Source organism: Sphingomonas lycopersici (assembly GCF_026130605.1).
Taxonomy (GTDB): domain Bacteria; phylum Pseudomonadota; class Alphaproteobacteria; order Sphingomonadales; family Sphingomonadaceae; genus Sphingomonas; species Sphingomonas lycopersici.
Genome location: NZ_JANFAU010000009.1, coordinates 45,957 through 65,229, shown reverse-complemented (window position 1 = coordinate 65,229; position 19,273 = coordinate 45,957). Strand labels below are relative to the sequence as shown.

Annotated in this window: 14 protein-coding genes; 6 read left to right on the top strand and 8 right to left on the bottom strand. The window is 67.1% G+C overall.

The window, feature by feature from the left end; translation table 11 throughout:
- Positions 1-7: 7 nt before the first annotated feature.
- The 3 genes from astD to NED98_RS16670 are packed head-to-tail and all read left to right on the top strand — an operon-like array spanning position 8 to position 3,676.
- Positions 8-1,429: a succinylglutamate-semialdehyde dehydrogenase gene (gene astD, locus NED98_RS16680; RefSeq protein WP_265313735.1), complete on the top strand. Its 1,422-nt coding sequence runs from the start codon at positions 8-10 to the stop codon at positions 1,427-1,429.
- On the top strand, positions 1,422-2,711 hold the full coding sequence (locus tag NED98_RS16675; RefSeq protein WP_265313734.1) for an N-succinylarginine dihydrolase: 1,290 nt from the start codon (positions 1,422-1,424) through the stop codon (positions 2,709-2,711). The genes astD and NED98_RS16675 overlap by 8 nt, the downstream gene beginning before the upstream one ends.
- A complete protein-coding gene (locus NED98_RS16670) occupies positions 2,708-3,676 on the top strand; it encodes an arginine N-succinyltransferase (protein ID WP_265313733.1) in 969 nt (322 codons plus the stop codon). The genes NED98_RS16675 and NED98_RS16670 overlap by 4 nt, the downstream gene beginning before the upstream one ends.
- Before the next feature lie 91 nt (positions 3,677-3,767).
- Here the strand turns inward: NED98_RS16670 and NED98_RS16665 are convergent, their stop codons facing one another.
- From NED98_RS16665 to NED98_RS16645, 5 genes are all read right to left on the bottom strand, one after another.
- Positions 3,768-5,135, bottom strand: a complete 1,368-nt coding sequence (locus NED98_RS16665; RefSeq protein ID WP_265313732.1) for an aminotransferase-like domain-containing protein — start codon at positions 5,133-5,135, stop codon at positions 3,768-3,770.
- The gene (locus tag NED98_RS16660; RefSeq protein ID WP_179513865.1) at positions 5,125-5,562 is read right to left on the bottom strand and encodes a DUF983 domain-containing protein; all 438 of its coding nucleotides are present in this window, start codon (positions 5,560-5,562) and stop codon (positions 5,125-5,127) included. Before NED98_RS16660 ends, NED98_RS16665 begins: the two co-directional genes overlap by 11 nt.
- Before the next feature lie 325 nt (positions 5,563-5,887).
- On the bottom strand, positions 5,888-6,673 hold the full coding sequence (locus tag NED98_RS16655; RefSeq protein WP_265313731.1) for a DeoR/GlpR family DNA-binding transcription regulator: 786 nt from the start codon (positions 6,671-6,673) through the stop codon (positions 5,888-5,890).
- 69 nt (positions 6,674-6,742) lie between these two features.
- A complete protein-coding gene (gene rhaI / locus NED98_RS16650; protein WP_265313730.1) occupies positions 6,743-8,038 on the bottom strand; it encodes an L-rhamnose catabolism isomerase in 1,296 nt (431 codons plus the stop codon).
- Positions 8,039-8,057: 19 nt separating this feature from the next.
- Positions 8,058-10,175 carry a bifunctional rhamnulose-1-phosphate aldolase/short-chain dehydrogenase gene (locus NED98_RS16645; protein ID WP_265313729.1) on the bottom strand — a complete coding sequence of 706 codons (2,118 nt, stop codon included), beginning with the start codon at positions 10,173-10,175 and terminating at the stop codon, positions 8,058-8,060.
- Positions 10,176-10,288: 113 nt separating this feature from the next.
- On the opposite strand from NED98_RS16645, the gene NED98_RS16640 reads away from it, so the two are divergent.
- Genes NED98_RS16640 through rhaT form a run of 3 tightly spaced genes read left to right on the top strand, consistent with a single transcriptional unit; the run spans position 10,289 to position 13,929 of the window.
- The gene (locus NED98_RS16640; RefSeq protein WP_265313728.1) at positions 10,289-11,713 is read left to right on the top strand and encodes an FGGY-family carbohydrate kinase; all 1,425 of its coding nucleotides are present in this window, start codon (positions 10,289-10,291) and stop codon (positions 11,711-11,713) included.
- Between the two features lie 9 nt (positions 11,714-11,722).
- A complete protein-coding gene (gene lldD / locus NED98_RS16635) occupies positions 11,723-12,892 on the top strand; it encodes an FMN-dependent L-lactate dehydrogenase LldD (RefSeq protein ID WP_265313727.1) in 1,170 nt (389 codons plus the stop codon).
- Complete coding sequence (gene rhaT / locus NED98_RS16630; RefSeq protein WP_265313726.1) at positions 12,874-13,929, top strand: L-rhamnose/proton symporter RhaT; 1,056 nt, start codon at positions 12,874-12,876, stop codon at positions 13,927-13,929. The genes lldD and rhaT overlap by 19 nt, the downstream gene beginning before the upstream one ends.
- 39 nt (positions 13,930-13,968) lie before the next feature.
- Here rhaT and NED98_RS16625 read toward each other — a convergent pair whose 3' ends face one another.
- The 3 genes from NED98_RS16625 to NED98_RS16615 all read right to left on the bottom strand — a co-directional run bounded on the left by NED98_RS16625 (position 13,969) and on the right by NED98_RS16615 (position 19,270).
- Positions 13,969-16,284, bottom strand: coding sequence for a TonB-dependent receptor (locus NED98_RS16625; RefSeq protein WP_265313725.1), 2,316 nt, complete (start codon positions 16,282-16,284; stop codon positions 13,969-13,971).
- A gap of 125 nt (positions 16,285-16,409) precedes the next feature.
- Complete coding sequence (locus NED98_RS16620; protein WP_265313724.1) at positions 16,410-18,959, bottom strand: beta-glucosidase; 2,550 nt, start codon at positions 18,957-18,959, stop codon at positions 16,410-16,412.
- Entirely contained in the window at positions 18,959-19,270 is a 312-nt protein-coding gene (locus NED98_RS16615; protein WP_265313723.1) for a hypothetical protein, read from the bottom strand. Before NED98_RS16615 ends, NED98_RS16620 begins: the two co-directional genes overlap by 1 nt.
- Positions 19,271-19,273: the final 3 nt, after the last annotated feature.

Sequence of the window (19,273 nt, the reverse complement as noted above, 5' to 3'; positions counted from 1 at the left end):
AGAAATGATGGGCGAGATATTGCGATCGACCTGCCCCGCGACGGGCGAGATTCTGTGGGAAGGTGCGGTCGACGATGCCGCGACCGTCACCCGCGCGCTCGCCGCCGCGCGGCGCGCATTCGATGATTGGTGCGAGACCGATCTCGACGCGCGGATTGCGATCGTCCGGGCTTATGCCGACCGGTTGAAAGCGACCGCGGAAGAACTCGCAGTGACGATCGCGCGCGAAACCGGCAAGCCCCTGTGGGAGGGGCGGCAGGAAGTCGCGTCGATGATCGGCAAGGTCGAGATTTCGATCGCTGCACAGGCCGAGCGCGCGGGATCGCGCACCAATGCGCAGCCGTTCGGCCATGCAGTGCTACGGCATCGGCCACACGGGGTGATGGCGGTGCTCGGCCCGTATAATTTCCCGGGGCATCTGCCCAACGGGCATATCGTCCCGGCGCTACTCGCGGGGAATGCGATCGTCTTCAAGCCGTCCGAGGAAACCCCGGCGACCGGCGCGCTGATGGCGCGGCTGTTTCGCGAGGCGGGAGTGCCCGATGCGGTGCTGTCAGTCGTTCAGGGCGGGCGCGACACCGGCGCGGCGCTGATCGCGGGCGATATCGATGGGCTGTTGTTCACCGGCTCGGCGGCGACCGGCACGATCCTGCGCCGCGCGATGCTCGATCGCCCGCATGCGATCCTCGCGCTCGAACTGGGCGGCAACAACCCGCTGATCGCGTGGGACGGCGATCCGGCGGCGGTGGCGTCGGTGGTCGCGCAATCTGCGTTTATCACCGCGGGGCAGCGCTGCTCATGCGCGCGACGGCTGATCGTGCCGGAAGGCGCAATCGGTGAAGCTTTCGTCGAGGCGGTCGTCGCGCTTGCCGGGCGGATGCGGATCGGGCCGTGGGATATGACGCCCGAACCGACCTTCGGTCCGCTGATCTCGGCCGCCGCCGCTGACCGCGCGCGCGCCGCGGTGGCGGGACTGGTCGACGCGGGCGCGCGGCCAGTCCTGGCGACGCGCGATCTGCCGGCATATTCGCCCGCCTTCATGACGCCGGTGATCCTCGACGTGACCGGGATCGACGTGCCCGATCAGGAGATTTTCGCGCCCGTCCTCCAGGTCCGGCGGGTGGCGGATTTCGACGGGGCGATCCGCGCCGCCAACGATACCGCTTTCGGCCTCGCGGCGGGGCTCGTCTCCGAGGATGAGGCGCACTGGACGCGCTATCTCAGCCGCGCGCGCGCCGGGGTCGTCAACTGGAACCGGCCGACCACCGGGGCGAGCGGCGCGATGCCGTTCGGCGGGGTCGGCGCGTCGGGCAATCACCGCCCGAGCGCATATTATGCCGCCGATTATTGCGCCTATCCCGTCGCGAGCTTCGAGGCCGGGCGGCTCGCCGACCTGACCGCGGATATCAAGGGCATCGCCGATGCGTGAGATCAATTTCGACGGGCTGGTCGGCCCGAGCCATAATTATGCCGGGCTGTCGCTCGGCAATATCGCGTCGGCGAAGAATGCGGGGGGCGTTTCGGCGCCGCGCGCGGCCGCACTACAAGGGCTCGCCAAGATGCGCCGGATGCTCGCGCTGGGGCTGCCGCAGGGGGTGTTCCTGCCGCATGCCCGGCCGGACATCGGCTGGCTACGCGCGCTCGGCTTCGCCGGCGACGACACTGCGGTGTGCCGCTCGGCCTGGGCACAGGAACCTGCGCTGTTGCGCAACGCGATGTCCGCCTCGGCGATGTGGACCGCCAACGCCGCCACCGTCTCGCCCGCGCCCGATACACGTGACGGGCGGTGCCATTTGAGCGTCGCCAATCTGTCGACGATGCTCCACCGCAGCATCGAGCACGATCAGACGTTGCGGCAATTGCGGCTGGCGTTCGCCAATCCGCGCTATTTCGCGGTTCACCCCGCGCTGCCGGTGGGGCTGGGCGACGAAGGCGCGGCCAATTTCATGCGCATCGGCCGGTCGCATGCCGATCGCAGCCTCGAAATGTTCGTTTACGGCGAGCGCTCGTCGGGGCCATTTCCGGCGCGGCAGCATCGTGCCGCCAGCGCCGCGGTGGGGCGCCGGCACGGGCTGGCGGAGGGCGACATCGCGCTCGTCCGGCAAAGCGATGGCGCGATCGCCGCCGGTGCGTTCCACAATGATGTCGTCGCGGTGGCGAACGAAAATGTGCTGTTCACCCACGAACACGCCTTCGCCGATCGCGATACGGTCTATCGCGATCTGCTGGCAAGAGTGCCGGGTGCGGTGATCATCGAAGCCCCGGCCGGGCGAGTTAGCCTCGATGCGGCGATCCGCTCCTATCTGTTCAACTCGCAGCTCGTGACGCTCGCTGCGGGCGGAATGGCGCTGATCCTCCCGCTCGAAGCGCACGAGACCCCCGAGGTCTGGGCGTGGCTCGAAGAGGTCAGGGCGGCTGACAATCCGATCGCCCAGCTCGAAGTGGTCGACGTCCGTGAATCGATGCGCAACGGCGGCGGGCCCGCCTGCCTTCGCCTGCGCGTCGCGGTCGATGCCGAGGCGGAGGCGGCGATCGACCCGCGGTTCCTGCTCGATGAGCGCCGCTGCGACCTGATCGAGGCGATGGTCGCGCGCCACTGGCCCGAGCGGATCGCGCCGGACGATCTGGGCGAGGCTGATCTCTGGCATCAATGCCAGACGGCGCGCGCGGCATTATTGTCCGCGCTCGGTTTTCAGGCGGGCGAGCTGTGACCGCGCCGGCGTGGTTCGATCGCAGCGCGGACCTGCCGTTCGTGCGCCCGGTGCGCGCCGACGATCTCGACGCCTTGCTCGCGCTTGCCGCGCTGACCGGGGGCGGGATGACCAATCTGCCCCCCGATCGCGAAACCCTCGCCGAAAAGATCGCGTGGAGCGAGGCTTCGCTCGCGGCCGATATCGCGACGCCGGCGAACGAATTCTACCTCCTCGTGCTTCAATCGGGGGACGGCCGCGTGCTCGGCACCGCGAGTTTGTTTTCGCGGCTCGGCGCGAAATGGCCGTTCTACAGCTACAAGGTCAGCCGGGTGACGCATGTGTCGCGCGATCTCGACCGTAGTTTCTCGACCGAGATCCTCCATCTCGTCAACGATTTCGACGGCGCGTCCGAGGTCGGCGGGCTGTTCCTCCACCCCGATGCGCGCGCCGGCGGGCTCGGCGCGTTGCTCGCGCGCAGCCGCTATATGTTCATCGCCCAGCATCGCCGGCGCTTCGGCGATGCCGTCATCGCCGATCTGCGCGGCTGGGTCGAAGACGGGTCGAGCCCGTTCTGGGAGGCGGTGGCGGGGCCATTCTTCGGCAGCGGCTTCCTCGAGGCGGATCTGCACAATGCGATGCACGGCAACCAGTTCATCGCCGATCTGATGCCGCGCTATCCGATCTACACCAGCATGCTGCCCGCGGCGGCGCGCGCGGCGATCGGACGGCCGCACGACAATTCGGCGCCGGCGCTGAAGCTGCTCCAGGCGGAGGGCTTCGTCTACGAGGGTTATTGCGACATTTTCGACGCTGGCCCGACGGTTCAGGCGCGTACCGACCAGATCCGCACCGTCCGGCAATCGCGGCCGGTCGAAGCGGCGCTGCCGACGTTGGTGAGCGACGATGCGCAACCGCTCGTGGCGCAAGGGCAGGGGAATGCGTTTCGCGTGTGGCAGGTTGCTGGCGAGACCCGTTCGGGCTGAGCTTGTCGAAGCCCTGTGCTTCTCTTCCGACGAAGAAAGTGCGGCCTTCGACAGGCTCAGGGCGAACGGTTGGGTTGCTGCAGGCGCGTCCTTATGCGACGACCGGATTGAACCGCGCCGGCGAAACCAGATGCCCGCGCAACGTCCGCAGCCCGCGCGCGAGCCCCTCGCGATCCGCCGCGCCGCCGAGCGAAACCCGGATCGCATCGTCGGGCGCCCCCTCGACCGCAAAGCGGCCGGCGGGAATGATCTGCAGATCGTGCCCGCGCATCGCCTCGGCCAGTTCGCGTCCGGTCGCGCCGTTGGCGATCCCGATCCAGAGATGATAGCCGTCCGGGTGCGCGGCATAAGCGATATCGCCCAGCGCTTCGTCGGCGACCGTGCGCCGGGCACGCACCTCCTCGCGCATCTCGGCGATAAGCGTCTGGAGCACGCCTTGCCTGATCCAGCTACTGACCAATGCGGCGTTGATCGGGGGCGGCATGATCGTCGTCTCATGAACGTCGACCGCCAGCCGAAGCGCCGCCTCGACCGTCGGCGCGCGGACGAACGCCACCCGCAACGCCGGGGAAATGACCTTCGACGTGCTCGCGACATACCAGGAATTGGCCGCGGCGAACGCGGTCAGCGTCGGCAGCCGATCGCCCGCCAGCAGCCCATAGGCATCGTCTTCGATGATCTGCAGCCCGGCGGCGACCGCGGTCTCGGCCAGCGCCTCGCGTGCCGCGGCGGTCAACGTATGCGCGGTCGGATTGTCGTTGGTCGGGACGAGATAGAGCGCGCGGATCGATTCGCCGCGCAAGGCCTCTTTCAGCGCCGCCGCGCTCATCTCGGGCAACGCGACGAGCCGCAGCCCGAGCCGCGCGGCCAGCGCCTTGAGCCCCGAATAGACGTAACGGCCGCAGGCGATCGCATCGCCGCGCTCCAGCGTGGATGCGAGGATCGCGTGGAGCGCATTCTGCCCGCCGGCGGTGAGCACTGTCTGCTCCGCGACCGTCGCAGTGCAGATCTGCGCGATCAATTCGGCACCGGCGATGCGGTCCTGCAACGCGCCGCCGGGCGGCTGATATTGCAGCCGCGCGCCCGAGCTGTGTCGCAGCAGCGCGGTGGTGCCATCGGCGATCGCCTTGCCGATCGCGCCCTCGCGCAGATCGGGGGGCATGTTCATCCCGGTATCGACCTGCGGCAATTGCGCGAAGCTGGTATCGCCGGGTTCGCGCACGAAGCTGCCCAGCCGCCCTTTCGCCTCGATCAGCCCGCGCTGGCGCGCAACGTCATAGGCCTTGGTCACCGTCGTCAGATCGACCTTGAGCCTGCTCGCCAGCTCGCGCTGCGGGGGCAGGCGGTCACCGCCGCGCAGCCTCCCCGTCGCGACCGCGGTTTCGATCGCATCGGCGATCGCCTGATATTTGGCGCCCGCGCCGTCGATCAGGGTCGGCAACCAAAGCTCAGTCGTCAAAGTCGCTTTTCCCCGCTTCATAGTCACGGCCGTGAAGCTGCGCCCACAGCCGGCCCGTCCCGGCTTCCTGCGCCCTGTTCACATATTGCGAGGCAACCAGCCAGCCCTTGATCGGGCGCAGCGGCAGCGCGCAGCCCGCCAGCATCAGCGGCACCGAGGTAACGAGATGCACCCAATAAGGCGGATCGAACGCCACCTGCAGCCATACGACGAAGAAGATCAGCGGGAAGGCGACGATGCACAGCGAGAAAAACGCCGGGCCGTCGTCGGGCGCGGCGAAGCGATAATCGAGGCCGCACACCTCGCATTTGTCGCTGACCTTGAGCCAGGCCTTGAACATATGGCCCTTGCCGCAGCGCGGGCAGAGCCCTTCCCAGCCGCTCTTGAGGATCCACCTGAACTTGTCGCCGCCAATTTCTTCGGTCATTGCTCGCTCCTGAGCCATGCAATGATCCATACATAATACATGCAAAGCGGTTGCGCTAGGGGTGATCGACGTTCGGCGGAAATTCGCGACAAATGGTCACACGTCTCCGTCACCCCGGCCTTGAGCCGGGGTCCATTGCGCTGGCAGCGCGGCGGCTAGAGCATCGTGCTGATAGAGGAAAACCGTTGGCCCTGAGCTTGTCGAAGGGCGTCCTACCGCCCGAGAGTTCGGGCCGCCCTTCGACAAGCCCAGGGCGAACGGTGGTGGGTGATCCAGATTTAACAGCCGGTGGGGGTGGAGCCGCTCGCGCCGCGCCCGCTGCCGATCAGGCGATGATCAGCTCCACGCCCGCCTGTTCGATCATCCGCGCGTGGATATCGCTGATCCCGGCATCGGTGACGACCACGTCGAGTTCGTCGAGCCCGCACACCACCGATCCCGAGGGCGCGGCGAATTTCGAGCTGTCGACCAGCAGCGCCACCCATTCGGCGCGGTCGATCATCTGGCGTTCGGCGGCGGCGAGCACGACATCGGCCTGCATCACCCCCTGCGCGCCGACGAACGCGGCGCCCATGAACAATCGCGGGGCATAGACGCGCGGCATGCATTCCTCGCCCCCGATGCCGAGGATGATATTCTGCTCGCGAAACACCGATCCGCCGGGCACCGCGATCCGCGTCCCCGGCTGGGGCAGCAAGGCGCTGACCACGTGGAGCGAATTGGTCAGCACTTGGAGATGCAGATCGGCGAGATGGTTGCACATCTGCAGCGTGGTCGATCCGCCGTCGATGATGATCGATTCACCCGGCTTGCATAGCGTCGCGGCGGCGCGGCCGATCGCTTCCTTCTGCGCGCGGTTGCGATCGATATTCTCGTGGAACGGCACCCCGGCGAGCGACTGGACGTCACCGCGCTCGCCCGTCGCCTCGTCCTCGACCAGCCGCGCCCCGCCGCGCACGCGCTGGATCACGCCCTTCGCCTCGAGCCGGTCGAGATCGCGGCGCAGCGTCGCCGGCGAGGCGGGGATCGACGCCTCCAGGCTCTTGAACGACACGAAGCCGGTCTTCCCGATCAGATTGAGGATCAGGCTATCACGTTCTTCGACATGCATCCCGTAGCGGCCTCGATATTGCAGCGGGCCGTTGTGCCGGGCTGATCCCCCGAAATCAATCTTTTTCGCTCAAACGATGCCAGCGCCGAGCCCCACCGCATCGCGCTCCTGCGCCTTGCGCGCGCGCCAGCCGCTCGCGCGATAGGCCGGGATCGGATCGATCGCCCCGCCGGCTTCCATCCGCGCCATCGCGAGGATCGGCGAGACATCGGTGCGATAGGCCTTTCGCAACGTGAGGAAGGCCAGCATCGTATCGTTGGCATCCTGCGCTTCGGCCAGCGCGGCGCGGTCGACGATGCTCGCCTTGGCATAAGCGCCGGCGATCGCCTCGGCCGAGGCGATCATGCTCTCGATCGGATCGGTGACGTTGTGCGACTGGTCGATCATATAGGCCGGGTCGAACCCGTCGCGCGGGTTGAGTTCGGCCTCGATCAGCTCGTTGAAGACGAGGAACAATTGGTGCGGGTTGATCGAGCCGCTGTCGAGATCGTCGTCGCCGTACTTGCTGTCGTTGAAGTGGAAGCCGCCGAGCTTGCCGAAGCGGTGGAGCCGCGCGACGATCTGCTCGATGTTCACATTGGGCGCGTGATGCCCGAGGTCGACGAGGCATTTCGCCTTGGGTCCCAGCTCCTGCGCGGCGAGGATCGACGATCCCCAATCGGCGATGACGGTCGAGTAGAACGCCGGCTCGTACATTTTGTGTTCGAGCAGCATCCGCCAGTCGTCGGGCAGCGCGGCATAGACCTGCGCTGCCGCCTCGAGATAGCGGTCGAGCGACTTGGAGAAATCCTGTTGCCCGGGGAAATTGGTGCCGTCGCCGACCCAGATCGTCAGCGCGGTCGAGCCAAGCTGCCGCCCGATCTCGATACAGTCGATATTATGGTCGACCGCCTGCGCGCGCACCCCGGCGTCGCCCGCCGAGAGGCTGCCGTCGCGATAGCTCAATTTCTGGCCGGGCTGATCCTGAAAGGTGTTCGAATTGATCGCGTCGAAGCCGAGTCCGAGCGTCGCGGCCTCCTCGCGCAGCGCCGCATAGTCGCTCACGCAATCCCAGGGGAAATGCGGGCTGACGCGTGGGGTGACGGTCGAAAGCTGGTGGACCACCGCGCAATCGGCGAGCTTTTCGTGGATCGTCGTCGGCTCGCCGGGGATCGGGAATTTGGCGAAGCGCGTGCCGCCGCGCCCCGCGCCCCAGCTCGGGATCGCGACCGAAAAGCCTGCGACACGCGCCTTGACCGCATCGATATCCACGCCGCGGCGGGCGAGCGCGCGGCCCAGGCTGTCGTAATCGTCGTGCAGCGCATCGAGGCGCGCGGCATTGTGGCTTTCGATCTGATCGGCCGAAAGCGGCAGTTCCTTCGCCATTGCCCGTCTCTCTCGCTGCTTATCGGGTGAATGCCTGGGCGTTTCCGGCGTCGACATTGACGATGTTTCCGGTCGATTTGGAAGATGCTTCGGAAACAAAGAAATACACCGCTTCCGCGACATCTTCGGGCAGCACGTCGCGCTTGAGCATTGAGCGATTGCGATAATGTTCCTCGAGCTCGGAGCCGGGATCGATGCCGTGCGCGCCGGCGCGTTCCTTGCGCCAGTCGCCGTCCCAGATCCGCGAGCCCTTGATCACCGCATCGGGATTGACCGTGTTGACGCGGATACCGTGCGGCGCGCCTTCCAGCGCGAGGCAGCGCGCGAGGTGGAGCGACGCCGCCTTGGCCGAGGCGTAGGCGGAGGCGTTGACCGCCGCGGCGAGCGCATTCTTCGACCCGATGAACACGATCGAGCCGCCGCCGACCGCGCGCATCAGCGGGAAAGCGGCGCGCGCGCTGAGGAAATAGCCCTCGGTCAGCACGTCGTAATTGCGCCGCCACAATTCGACGCTGGTTTCCTCGATCGACGCGGAGGAGGCGATGCCGGCATTGGCGACGAGGATGTCGAGCCCGCCGAATTCGCGGGTGCATGCGTCGAACGCGGCGGCGACCTGCCGCTCGTCGGTGACGTCGCAGGTTTCGGCGCGCACCACATCCTTGCCGAACGCCTGCGCCATTTCGGCGCGGACGCGCTCGGCAGCCTCGGCGTCGCGGTCGACCAGCATCACGCAGGCGCCGTCGGCCAGCAGCCGCCGCACCGTCGCCGCGCCGATCCCGCCGCCGCCGCCGCTGACCAGGGCGATGCGGCCGACCAGCGGCCTCGGCTTGGGCATGCGGCGCAACTTGGCTTCCTCGAGCGCCCAATATTCGATGCGATAGGCTTCTTTCTCGGGCAGGCCGACATAATCGCCGATCGCCTCGGCGCCGCGCATCACGTTGATTGCATTGCCGTAGAATTCGCCGGCGAGACGCGCGGTGGTCTTGTCCGCGGCGAAGGTGATGCGGCCGACGCCGGGCACCAGCACGACCACCGGATTGGGATCGCGCATCGCCGGATCGCCCGGCTCCGCGCAGCGCTGGTAATAAGCCGCGTAGAGCTGGCGATAATCCTCCAGCGCCTGTGCGAGATAGGCCTCGTCGTCGAGCCGCGCGGGATCGAGCGCGAGCGGCGCGATCTTGGTGCGCAGGAAATGATCGGGGCACGAGGTGCCGATCGCCGCGAGCCGCGCGAAATCGCGGCTGCCGGCAAATTCGAGGGTTTCGGGATCGTCGGAGAAATGACCGATCTTGCCGCGCTCGCCCGGCATCAGCGCGCGAAGCCTGGGCATCAGCCGCGCGGCGGTAGCGGCGCGCTCGGCGGCGGGGCGGGGGGCGACGCGTTCGCCGCCGAAGGCGGGGCCGAGCGCGAGGCGCTCGTTGAGGTAATGGGCGGCGTCGGCGATCAGCGCGACCGTATTGTCGTAGCACGCCTTGGCGGTATCGCCCCAGCAGATGATGCCGTGCCCTTCGAGCATCGCGCCGCGCAGGCCGGGCTGTTCGGTGACGAGTTGACGAAGCTGGAGCCCGAGCTCGAAGCCGGGGCGCTTCCACGGCAGCCAGCCGATCGCGCCGCCCCAGATCGCGTCGGTCGCGGCCTTGCCCGCGCTGGACGCGGCGAGCGCGATGATCGCGTCCGGGTGGACATGATCGACGTGGGGATAGGGGAGATAGGCGTGGAGCGGGGTATCGATCGAGGCCGCGCGCGCGTTGAGGTTGAAGGTGCAATGCGGCAGATAGCCGACCATCTCATCCTCGAAGTCAACCCCGCGATAGCGCGATTCGAGCCCGAGCAATTTGTCGAGATAGAGCGTGGCGAAGCCGTCGAGCCTCATCGAGCCGATGTCGCCGCCCGATCCCTTGACCCACAGCACCGTCGCCGGCGCATCGGTGAGCGGATCGGCCATCTCGATCTTCGCCGAGGTGTTGCCGCCGCCGAAATTGGTCACGGTCAGGTCCGCGCCGAGCAGGTTCGAGCGATAGAGCAGCAATTCCTCGGGCGATTTGCCCGCCGCTTCCGCGTCGGACCAGCGGTTGCGCGGCACGGCGAACGGAATGGCGGACGCCGCGTGGCGCTCCCTTGTCTCGTGTTCAAGCATCCGGAATCACTCTCCCCAGCCGCGCTGTTCGGCGCGGGCCGCTCTATCAAAGTGTCTAGCCATATGCAATCAACTTCGCTAAATATCAATCATCACGAGAACGGGAGGATATATTGAGGGGTGGGCTGAGCGTGGTGCTCGATCTGGGTAAAACCTTGTCGAAGCTCAGCCTGTGGGACGAATCCGGGGCGATGCTCGCGCGCCGGACCCGGCCCAATGAACGTATCGAAGCGACGATCGGCGGCGTGCGCGCGCGGGTGCTCGACGCGGCGGGGATCGAGCAATGGGCGCGCGGTGTGCTGCGCGAATTCGCCGGGCTGGGGCGCGTGGCGCGGATCATCCCGGTCGGCCACGGCGCCGCCGCGGCGATCGTGCGCGACGGAAAGCTCGCTGCGCCGCCGCTCGATTATGAGCAGCCGATCCCGGCCGAGTGCGCCGCGACCTATCACGCCCAGCGCGATCCGTTTGCGCAGACCGGCTCACCCGCGCTGGCCGACGGGCTCAACCTCGGGCGCCAGCTCCATTTCCTCGACGCGCTCGATCCCGCGCTGCTGAGCGGCGACGCGACGATCCTGCTTTGGCCGCAATATTGGGCGTGGCGTTTCTCCGGGGTCGCTGCGTCGGAAGTGACGAGCCTCGGCTGTCACAGCGATCTATGGTGCCCGGCGTCGGGCCGGCCGTCGGCACTGGCGGTGCGGCGCGGCTGGGCGGATCGCCTCGCGCCGCTGCGCCACGCCGGTGAGGCGATCGGCACGATCGGCGCGACATGGGCCGGCGACACCGGCCTGCCCGCCGACACCGCGGTGTATTGCGGATTGCACGATTCCAACGCGGCGCTGCTCGCCGCGCGCGGCTTCGCCGATATCGCCGGACGTGAGGCGACGATCCTCTCGACCGGGACGTGGTTCGTCGCGATGCGGACGCCGGGAAAGGGCGCAAGCGTCGATCCGGCGGCATTGCCCGAGGCGCGCGACTGCCTGGTCAATATCGACGTTCACGGCACCCCGATTCCCTCGGCGCGCTTCATGGGCGGGCGCGAGATCGAATTGCTGACCGGGATCGACGCGCGCCGTGTCGATATCAACCCCGATCAGCCGGCGATCATCGCCGCGCTGCCCGGTGTCGTCGCGGCGGGGGCGATCGTGCTGCCGACGCTGACGCCGGGGGTGGGGCCGTTCCCCGACGGCACCTCGCGCTGGATCAACCGGCCGGCCGGATCGATCGAGTTGCGCGCAGCGGTCTGCCTTTATGCGGCGCTGGTCGCCGATGCCGCGCTCGATCTGATCGGCGCGCGCGATCGGGTGCTGGTTGAGGGGCGGTTCGGCGAGGCGCAGGCGTTCGTCCGGACGCTCGCGACGTTGCGACCCGATCTGCGCGTGTTCGTCTCCAACCAGCATAATGACGTCTCTTATGGCGCGCTGCGGCTGATCGATCCGGCGCTGGCGCCGCCCGCCGCGCTCGTTCCGGTGCAGCCGCTCGATTGCGATCTCACCGCTTACGCCGCACGCTGGCGCGCGCTCACAATGGCGCAGGAATAGCGAGGCATCATGAAGGCCGCATCGATCACCGATTATCGCGAACTCGCGCGCCGTCGGCTGCCGCGCTTCCTGTTCGACTATATCGACGGGGGTTCCTATGCCGAGGTGACGCTCGGGCGGAACATCGCCGATCTCGAAGCGGTGGCGCTGCGCCAGCGGGTGCTGCGCGACATCGCCGATATCGATCTGTCGACCAACTTGTTCGGGCAGCGGCTGGCGATGCCGGTCGCGCTCGGGCCGGTCGGACTCGCGGGGCTCAACGCGCGCCGCGGCGAGGTGCAGGCAGCGCGCGCGGCGGAGGCGGCGGGGGTGCCGTTCACGCTGTCGACCGTCTCGGCCTGCCCGCTGGCCGAAGTGACGGCGGGGGCGCGCGCGCCGATCTGGTTCCAGCTCTACATGATCCGCGACCGCGGCTTCATGATCGATCTGATGCAGCAGGCTCAGGCGGCGGCGTGCCCGGTGCTGATCTTCACCGTCGACATGCCGGTGCCCGGGACGCGCTATCGCGACTATCGCTCGGGGCTGGCAGGGGCGCCGGGGCTGGCGGGATCGCTCCGCCGCTTCGGGCAGGCGCTGATGCATCCGCGCTGGGCGTGGGATGTCGGATTGTGGGGGCGGCCGCATCATCTCGGCAATGTCGTGCCGGTGCTCGCCGGCAAGACCGGGCTCAACGACTTCTTCGCCTGGATGCGCGACAATTTCGATCCGCGCACATGCTGGGACGATCTCGATTTCGTGCGCCAGTATTGGAAAGGGCCGATCGTGCTCAAGGGCATCCTCGACCCGGAGGACGCGCGCGAGGCGGCGGCGCGCGGCGTGGAGGGGGTGATCGTCTCCAACCACGGCGGGCGCCAGCTTGACGGCGTGGCGTCGAGCGCGCGCGCGCTCCCCGCGATCGCCGATGCGGTGGGGGACCGGCTGACCTTGCTCGCCGACGGCGGCATCCGCTCGGGGCTCGATGTGGTGCGGATGCTCGCACTGGGGGCAAAGGGCGTGCTGCTCGGGCGCGCTTGGGCCTGGGCGCTCGGCGGCGCGGGCGGGGCCGGGGTGGCGCATGTGCTCGATCTGCTCGCGGCGGAGATGCGCGTCGCAATGGGGCTGACCGGGGTTACCCGCATCGCCGAGATCGATAAGCATATTATAGCAAAAGGGGGGGAGGAATGGGCGGAAACCCGCTGATTGGCGTTCTGTTTCATTGGCTTGGCGGGCTTTCGTCGGCCAGCTTCTATGTTCCCTATCGTCGCATCCGCATCTGGTCCTGGGAGATATTCTGGCTGGTCGGCGGGGTATTTTCCTGGCTGATCGCGCCCTGGCTGTTCGCCTCGATCCAGACTCACGATCTCTTCGGCGTGCTCGCCCGCACCCCGGGGTCGACCTGGTTCTGGTGCTGGTTCTGGGGCGCGATGTGGGGGTTCGGCGGGCTGACCTTCGGGCTAACGATGCGCTATCTCGGGCTGTCGCTCGGCATGGCGGTGGCGCTGGGGCTGACGACGATGATCGGGACGATGGGGCCGCCGATCTTCCGCGGGACGCTCGGCGCGCTCGCCGAAACCGCGAGCGGGCAGATGACCTTCGTCGGCATCGCGATCACTTTGGCCGGCATCGTCGTGGTGGCATTGGCCGGGCGGCGCAAGGAGCGCGACATGGCCGGCGCCGCCGCCAGCCAGAGCGTCGCCGAGTTCAACCTGCCCAAGGGGCTGGCGATCGCGGTCTTTTCCGGGATCATGTCGGGCTGTTTCGCCTGGGGGCTCGATGCCGGCCAGCCGATCCGCACGCTGAGCATCGCCGCCGGGACCGATTCCTTGTGGCAGGGGTTGCCGGTGCTGTGCGTGGTGCTGCTCGGCGGCTTCACCACCAATTTCATCTGGTGCGGCTGGCTGATCCTGCGCAACCGGTCGGCGGGGCAATTCGTGGGGCGCGGCACGGCGGAAAAGCCGCCGTTGCTGCGCAATTATCTGCTCGCCGCGCTGGGCGGGACGTTGTGGTATTTCCAGTTCTTCTTCTACACGATGGGCGAGAGCCAGATGGGGAAATACGGTTTCTCCTCCTGGACGCTGCACATGGCGAGCATCATCCTGTTCTCGACGCTGTGGGGCTTCGCGCTGCGCGAATGGGCCGGGGTCCGCGCGGGAACGCGGTGGCTGGTGTGGCTGGGGATCGGCGCGCTGCTGCTTTCCACCGTGGTGATCGGCGTCGGCAATTATCTCGCGGCGTGACCGCCGTTGCCCGCATATTCGCGGGCAACGGCGCCGGCGTCAGAACTTCACCGTGATGTCGCCGGTCACGGTGCGGCCGACCTGGTAGAAATATTGGTCGGCCGCCGCTGTCTTGCCGGTGTTGATATTGGTGACGCGCTTCGAGTCGAACAGATTGTTGACCTCGACCCCGAACCGCACCGGGCCGAGTTCATAACGCGCAGACAGGATCGCGCTGTTATAGCCGTTGCTGCGATAGGCGTCATAGGCGTTGAACGACTTGGTATCGCCGGTGACGATCTGGCTGGGATCGGTGAACCACTGCCGGCCGGTCCATTTGTCGATCAGCGAGAAGACCATCGGGCCGTGCTTGAACAGGATACCGCCGGCCGCGGTCCATTCGGGGGCGTTGGCGACCTGCAGCGCCATGAAGCCGGGGTTGTCGGTCTTGGCATAGTTGCGCGACCCGTTGGCGAACACCGCGAGCCCCCCGGGGAAGGCATAAGTGATCTGGCCTTCGATGCCCTTGTACTGCACCGATCCCTGGTTGACCCAGATCGTGCCGGCGCCGGGGTCGGGTGAGGTCAGCGAGGCGAATTTGTTGGAAAAGTCGATCTTGTAGACGTCGGCGTCGATGCTCAGTCGCTGGCCGTGATAGACCACGCCCGCCTGATAATTGGTCGACTTTTCCGGTGCCACCGTCGAGCGTCCGGGCGTGTCGACATAGAGCACGCCGAGCGAGGGGGCGAGGAAGCCCTTGGCAAATTGCGCATAGACCGAAAGCGTCGGGGTCGCCGCATAGTTGATCGTCGCGAACGGCAGATCGGCGCTGTAGTTTTTGCTCACCCGTTGGGCGTAGCGCGTCGTCTGGTTATAGGCGGCGTCGATGCGACGGTTGAAATCGACATGTTTGAACCCCGGGGTGATCTTCAGCCCCGGGATCGGGCGCAGTTCGAGTTCGACGAACTCTTCGGTGTGGTTGGTATTGCTGTTCTGATCGAACTTGATGTTCTGCGGCGTCGCCACCTTGGTGGCCGGGTTGGCCACCTTCTTCTCGACATAATTGGGCAGCATCGTCACCAGATCGACGTCGCGCTGCTGGCGATAGGTGTCGGACCATTCGATCCACGCGCCGGTGGTCAACGTGCCGAACCCGAAGTCGAGATGGACCTTGGCGATATCGCCGTACATCCGGTATTTGTTGGTCTTGGTATAGCCGGGGACACCGGCGACCGCCTTGGCGCCGAGGGTTAGCGTCACCGTATTCACCTCGGCGATCTGCTGGCCGTTCTTGTCGAGATGGCCGTAAGCGGTGACGTCGCTGCCGCTCAGCGTCTCATTGTCGTAGCTGTAGGTATAAGCGCGGTTCTCGAAGCTCGATTTCGCGCCAAGATCGGCCTCGAACTTGATGATCTCGAAATCGGTGGTCTTGCGGGTGTGGTTATAGCCGAAATAGCCCTGGCTCGTCGGATCGTTGTTGAGGCTGTAATATTTGCCGTATTGCCTGATCTGGTCGAGCGTCGCGCCGTCCTTGTCGGGCTGGTTGAAGCGATTGACGTTATAGGTGCCGAGGAAGGTCAGCCGCGCATGCGCGCCGAGCGGGACCGTCACCTTGCCGAAGACGTTCCACGAACGGAACGGGCTGTAGGTGCGCGCCCCGTCCGATTTCACCCATTGTGTGCTGAACACCGCCTCGGTGCCGCCGAGCTTGTCGATCGCGCCGGTCTGCGCCACCGCGCGGAGCAGATAGGTGTTGAACGTGCCATAGGCCGCCTTGCCCTCGAAGCCGGCGGTGTCGCGCGTCGCGCGGCTGAACAGGTTCATGTTCCCGCCGAACGTCGCCTGGCCAAGCGTCGCGGCGTTGCCGGGGCCGCGATCGACGATCAACGTCTCGACCGTGTTCGACGGGAAGAAAGTATTCGAATGGTGCGTCGGATCGTTGGTGTCGCCGAACGGCACGCCATCATAGGTAACGTTATATTCGCCGTCCTGGAAGCCGCGGATCTGCGCCTTGGATTCGGACAGGCCGGTGCCGTTGGCGCTGCCGTAATTCGAAACGCTCGGCGCGATCAGCGCGATCTGGTTGAAATCGGCGGTGGCGGGGAGCGAATCCTCGATGAACGAGCGCGAGACGATCGATTGCGGCTGCGTCGTCTGGAGCGAGGCGGTGACCGGCGCGATCTCGTTCGCCTTGGTCCCGGTGACGATGACGTCGGAACCCTCGGCGATCCCGTTGTTCCCGCTGTCCGGCGTTTCGGTCGCCGCGGCGGGGGCGCTCGCATCGACCGGCTCGGCATAGGCCGCGGCGGTGGTCAATGCGTAAGCGATGGCGGTCGCGACCAGCAGGTGCTGGCGCGTGTGATGCGCGAACTTCATGAAAAACGCCCCCTTGGCCTGAAACGGCTAGCGGGGCGCTAATTCAGTCCCGTGACGGATTCGTTGCAGTCATGCGACAGATTGAAGATTGAGTTATTACAATGTTCCTGAATTGGGCGGCCGGTTCAGTCGATCGGCGCGGTCGCCGTGACCCCGATGTCGCGCGTCAACCGGATATCGTCCGACGCGCCGCCGACGAGCAGTTGATAGCGGCCCGCGCGCGCCACCCAATGATGCGTTGCGCTGTCCCAGAAGCCGAAGGCGCGCGGATCGAGCGCGAGCGTCACCGTGCGGCTCTCGCCGGGTTTCAGCGCCACTTTGGCGAAGCCTGCGAGTTGCTTGATCGGCTCATCGGGGGTGCGATCGGCGCGCGCGACATAGAGCTGGACGACCTCCTTGCCCGCGCGCTTGCCGGTGTTGCGGACCGACAGCCGCGCGTTGACCGGGGCGCCGGGCGCGACCGTCGCGGGCGCGACGAGCGCGTCATAGCCGAAACTGGTGTAGGACAGCCCGTGGCCGAAGGCGAACAGGGGGGTCACCGCGCGCGCCTCATAACCGCGATAGCCGACCAGCAGCCCCTCGGCATATCTGGTCTTGATATCGGTCAGCAGCGCGGGATCGTCGGTGCTGCGCTTGGGGAAGGTGACCGGCAGCTTGCCTGACGGATTGACCTTGCCGGTCAGGATATCGGCGAGCGCCGCCGCGCCCTCCTGGCCGGGGAGCCACAAGCCGACGATCCCGGAGACCTGGTCCGCCCAGGGCATCGTCATCGCCGCGCCGGCATTGATCACCACCGTCGTCGCGGGATTGGCCGCGGCCACCGCCGCGATCAATTTGTTCTGCTCGCCGGGCAGATCGATCGTCGCGCGATCATAGCCCTCGCCTTCGGTCAGCGACGCCGAGCCGGCGATGACGATCGCGGCATCGGCGCGCTTCGCCGCGGCGACCGCCGCGTCGAAATCGGGGCGCGGCACCCGCATCCCGAATTTGAGCGCCTCATAAGGCGTCTGCCCGGTCACGTAATCGAGCTGGATCGGATAAAGCTTGCCCGCCTCCAGCGTGACGCTGACGATGCGGTTGGGCACCGGAAAGCCGATCACGTCGCGATTGTCGGGGATCGACGCGGTCGCCTTGTCGAGGATTGTCTTGCCGTCGAGCGTCAGCACGCCGCTTCCCGTTCCGCGCACGCTGAACTCATAGGTCCCGGTCGCGGGCGCGCGCAGCACGCCCGACCAGCGCATCGCGGCATAGCCGGTCGCGGTGGCGCTCGCGATATTGGCGCTGATCCGCTTGGTGAAATCGGTGACGCGCTCGCTCTTCATCGGCGCGCCGCTGAAATCCTTGCTGGCGAAATAGCTCGCCTGGAGCCCGGTTTCGCTGCTGTCGGCCGCGGGGCTGAACAGCGCGGGCGCGGCGGTGGGGGGCAATTCCTCATTGTCGACGCCCTTTTCGTAGACCACCGCGACGCCGGGCAGCGCGGCGCGGATCGCCTCGAGCGGGGTCGCCAGCTTGTCGAACGGCGTCACCGCGGAGCTGCCGCCGCCCTGAATCCGCGCGATATCGGCGTTGGGACCGATCACCGCGAGCGTCTTGATGCCGGGCTTGAGCGGGAGCATCCCGGCATTCTTGAGCAGCACGATCGCTTCTTCGGCGGCGGCGCGCGCGACGGCGCGGTGGCGGACGCCGCCGATCTCGCCCTTGGGCTGCGTGCCGTCGAGTGCGCCGCTGCGCACGATCAGCCGCACGATACGGCGCGCATTGTCATCGAGCTGCGCCGCGCTTACCTCGCCAGCGCGGACCGCAGCGACGAGCTTCTCGCCGAACCATTTCGGCGGACCGGGCATTTCGAGATCGAGCCCGGCGTTGACCGCGGCGGCGGTTGAATGGGTCGCGCCCCAATCGGACACGACGAAGCCGTTATAGCCCCATTCCTTCTTGAGCAGATCGGTCAGCAGCCAGCGATTCTCGGCCGCATAAATGCCGTTGATCTTGTTGTACGAGGCCATCACCGACCAGGGATCGGCCTGTTTCACCACCATTTCGAAGGCGGGGAGATAGATTTCGCGCAATGCGCGCTCATCGATCACCGAATCGACGACGAAGCGGTTGGTCTCCTGATTGTTGACCGCGAAATGCTTGAGCGAGACGCCGATATTCTTGCCCTGCACCCCGGCGACATAACCGAGCGCGAGCTTGCCGGCGAGGAGCGGATCCTCCGAATAGGTCTCGAAATTGCGTCCCCAGCGCGGGGTGCGGACGATGTTCACCGTCGGCGCGAGCAGCACCGCGGCGCCATAGCCCTGCGTTTCCTCGGCGATCGCGGCGCCCACCGTCCTGGCCAGTTCGGGGTTCCACGTCGCGGCGATCGCGACACCGACCGGGAAGACGGTGGCGGGATGCCCCTCGGGCGAGCGTACCCCGGTCGGGCCGTCGGTCACCTTGATCGCGGGAATGCCGAGCCGCGGGATCGATTGCAGCGTCATCGAGCTGGCACCGGCGAGCAGCGATGCCTTTTCCTCCGGCGTCAGCCGCCGCATCAGATCGTCGACGCGCGGCTCGATCGGGGCAGCCTTTTGGCGATAGGTCATGCTGTCGCTCTGGGTCTGGGCGAGCGCCGGCGTGCCCGCAACCAGCGCCGCAACCGCGGCGCTGGCAACAATAAGCGGTCTCGTCATTATTTGATCGAGGCGAGGTCGGCCGCGGTCTTGGCGAGGATTTCGTCGGTCAGCTTGCCGTCCGAATAGGGCTGGAGCTGCTTGAGGCTGAGCCCCTTGAACATCTCATATTGCGGCAGGCCGATCAGCCCCGGCAGATGCTTGTCGATCACGGCCTTGCCCTGCGCATCCGCCACGATGTCTTGGATCGGCGTGTCGAGCGTGAGCTTCGCCGCCGCGGCGGTCGGGCTGGCGGCAGGGGCCGGCGCCGGCGCGGCCTGGGCGAAAGCGGTGCCGGGCAATAGCAGCGCGGCGATCAGAAACGGCTTCATCTT